This window comes from Vibrio nigripulchritudo ATCC 27043, assembly GCF_000222685.1.
Taxonomy (GTDB): Bacteria; Pseudomonadota; Gammaproteobacteria; order Enterobacterales; family Vibrionaceae; genus Vibrio; species Vibrio nigripulchritudo.
In genome coordinates this window covers 1-3031 of record NZ_AFWJ01000170.1, presented here as the reverse complement: position 1 = coordinate 3031, position 3031 = coordinate 1, and the positions used below count along the sequence as shown (strand labels likewise).

Here is a 3031-nt window from a genome sequence, read left to right as displayed (position 1 = left end):
GGCTTGTCCGCCGATTTTACCGCCGTTTTTCCCAGATCTTTGATGAGTTGAATGATTGTCTCTGAAGTCCGCTCGGTTGTATGCATGCCAGAAATAACTTCGACAAGCTCCATTTTCGGGACGGGATTCATAAAGTGCAATCCAATTACTTGATGAGGTCGTGTCGTCTTACTGGCTAATCGGGTGATAGAAATTGATGAGGTGTTGCTGGCAAAGATAGTGTGGGGAGGGCAGATATGATCGAGTTGCTGAAGAAGAGCGTATTTTAAGTCTTCATCTTCAGCGATCGCTTCAATGATGACATCGCTATTTCGTACTTTATTGATGTCCTCATCAGACACAATTCGTCCGAGAATCAATTCCTTTGGCTCATCCAACTGACCTTTATCTTCACTCCGGCGAAGATTTTGTTCTATCGATACTAAACCGTGCACCAGTGCTGCGGCATTTTGATCGTTCAACAACACGTTGAAGCCAGCCGTCGCAAAAACCTGAGCTATACCCTGCCCCATTTGACCCGCGCCGATCACACTGACGGTTTTTATGCCCATAACTCCTCCTTAACATCCATAGCGCTGGCTTAAATTCTGGATACCCGAAGTCATTGAATGAAATAACCCAGAGCATCCTAGTTTAAGTAAATATTGAATCCGTTTTTTTTTACACCCTGACTTCCGGTGGGCTCTCTACTTTTTGTTGATCACCAGCGAGTTCAGATTTCTGCTCGGTCACTTCTGAATGTGTCGTGACAACATGGTTTTTTCCGGTTTTATAACAGTGCGAAAATGCTTTATCGGATAACTCACTTCGAAAGTCCTGATAAGCCCATCGATAGAAAGAAATCACCATAATGATCAGAACCGGAATCATGGGCAGCGCCACCAGAATGGTCGATGTCTGAACGACGTTTAATCCTCCGACCGATAGCAATCCGACACCGACAATACCCAAAATGCACGTCCACAACACACGGTTCCATCGCGCGGGTTCCTGATAGCCTGAAATCTCTTTAGTGCTGATTGCAGATAACATGTATGCCGAAGAATCCACTGTCGTTGCCAGAAAAATGAAGCACAGAAGCGTAAATACCGAGATCACGATCGTTGGGGAAGGAAGAGTATTCAGTATTGCCACAACGGTTGCAGGTATACCCTGTTCACTCAGTATTTTCTGTAACCCCATTTGCTGGTTTACTTCAAGGTCAATGGCATAGCCACCCCAGATTGCAAAGAAAACCCAACACCCGACGCTTCCCCAAATGACACCATTCAGGACAAGCTCTTTCACTGTTCGACCTCTGGAAATTCGTGCAACGAAAAGCCCCATCATCGGTGAGTATGCAATCCACCAGGCCCAGTAAAAAATGGTCCAGCTTTCAGGAAAACCACCTTGAGCAATCGGGTCTGTCCAGAAGTTCATTCTTGGAAAATTGTTTAGGAATAACCCAAAGCTGTTCGACCAGAGGTTGAGTATAAATACGGTAGAACCAGCAAACAGCACGAATACCAACAAAACAAAAGCCAGTATCGCATTGACGCTGGACAATGTTTGTATGCCTCGGTTGAGACCTTTATACACACTCCAGCCAATTAACAAGGTCCAAAGCGCCAATATAAACATTTGTAGTAAAAACGAATTTTCGACCTCAAAAATCGCCTCAAACAATTGAGCTACAAGCGGTACGGAAAGACCCAACGAAGTGCCTACACCGCCTACGATTGAAAAAACGACAATGACATCAATAATTTTACCAATCGGACCGTCGACTTTACTTCCCAGTATGCCTCGGCAGGCTTCACTTAATCTCAACACTTTCGCCCGACGAACGTAAAGAACGTAACCAACAGGCAGCGCAGGCAGTAAATACAGAGCCCAAGGAACAACACCCCAGTGAAACATCGGATACATTGCTGCCCATTCCGCTGAAGTGGCAGAATTGGCTTCGATGCCAAACGGTGGTGAGGAAAGGAAATACAAAGGTTCGACAAACGCCCAGTTACAGATAGAAATACCAATACCGCCACAAAACAACATGGCTATCCAGGGCAATTTCCTGAACTCGGGCACTTCATCAGGGGCACCCAGTTTTATCTTTCCTAATGGACCAAACGCGACCCAGAGCATAAACACAAAGCTACTGACACCAGTGAGCAGGTAAGCCCAGCCAAATTCGCCAGTGATCCAACTGAAGATTTGATTCACCACTCCACGGCTTTGTTCAGGAAATATTGAAAGAGGCAGTACGAGTGCCAGTATGATCGTGACGGATGGCCATAGAATCGCGCCATCTATGGTCAGAGAGTTTGAATCCGTGTTTTCATTTGCTTCGCTATGATTTGTCATAAGAATCTCCATTTCTAGTTCGTTACTATTAAGTACACAGAGCTCTATCCATTTGCTCTCTGGGTGACGCTATGGCATCGGATATGCTTTCCTTCTATTTCATGACCAACTTGATAAACGCATCGGCAGCGACAACACCTTTTCCCGCTGGTCGCACGAGAATGGGGTTAATGTCCACTTCTTCGATCTGCTCCCAATGCGTCATGGCAAATTCGCTGACTGCCATAACCGCATCAATCAGAGCTTCAATATCTGCCGTCTTCTGATTTCTGTATCCGTATAAGAGCTGGCTTCCTCTAAGTGATTTAATGGCTTCTTCTATCTCGACTTGATTCGTAGGAAGCAGCAGGGTCCTGCTGTCGTGAATCAGATTGACGAGAATTCCACCACTTCCTACCACCAGCGCCAACCCGAATTGTTCGTCTCGCTTTAACCCGACAATCATCTCTGCGACCGTGTCTCTGATCATGGGTTCGACCATAAACTGATAGTCAGCAATACCGCATTGGTTTAAACGAATTGCCATCGTATTGGCGGCGGTTTCGCAATCCACTGCCCTTGTAAGATTTAAAGCAACCGCGCCTGATTCGGTTTTATGGACTAATTTTTCGCTCACACCTTTTAGAACTACCGGGAATCCAACCTTCTCAGAAGCTTCAGACACTTCTTCCAAGGCACACAGGGGATA

The 3031-nt window shown here is 45.9% G+C and carries 2 protein-coding genes; both read right to left on the bottom strand.

Going from position 1 to position 3031, the window contains the following annotated elements:
- On the bottom strand, positions 1-551 hold a 551-nt coding region (locus RH89_RS14165; RefSeq protein ID WP_004403079.1), incomplete at its 3' end, for a 3-hydroxyacyl-CoA dehydrogenase family protein.
- Positions 552-660: 109 nt separating this feature from the next.
- Positions 661-2343: a BCCT family transporter gene (locus tag RH89_RS14160; RefSeq protein WP_004403078.1), complete on the bottom strand. Its 1683-nt coding sequence runs from the start codon at positions 2341-2343 to the stop codon at positions 661-663.
- Between the last annotated feature and the right edge of the window lie 688 nt (positions 2344-3031).

Coding starts and splice junctions, on each gene's coding strand:
- RH89_RS14160 (WP_004403078.1), bottom strand. CDS start 2,343: ATGACAAATCATAGCGAAGCAAATGAAAACACGGATTCAAACTCTCTG.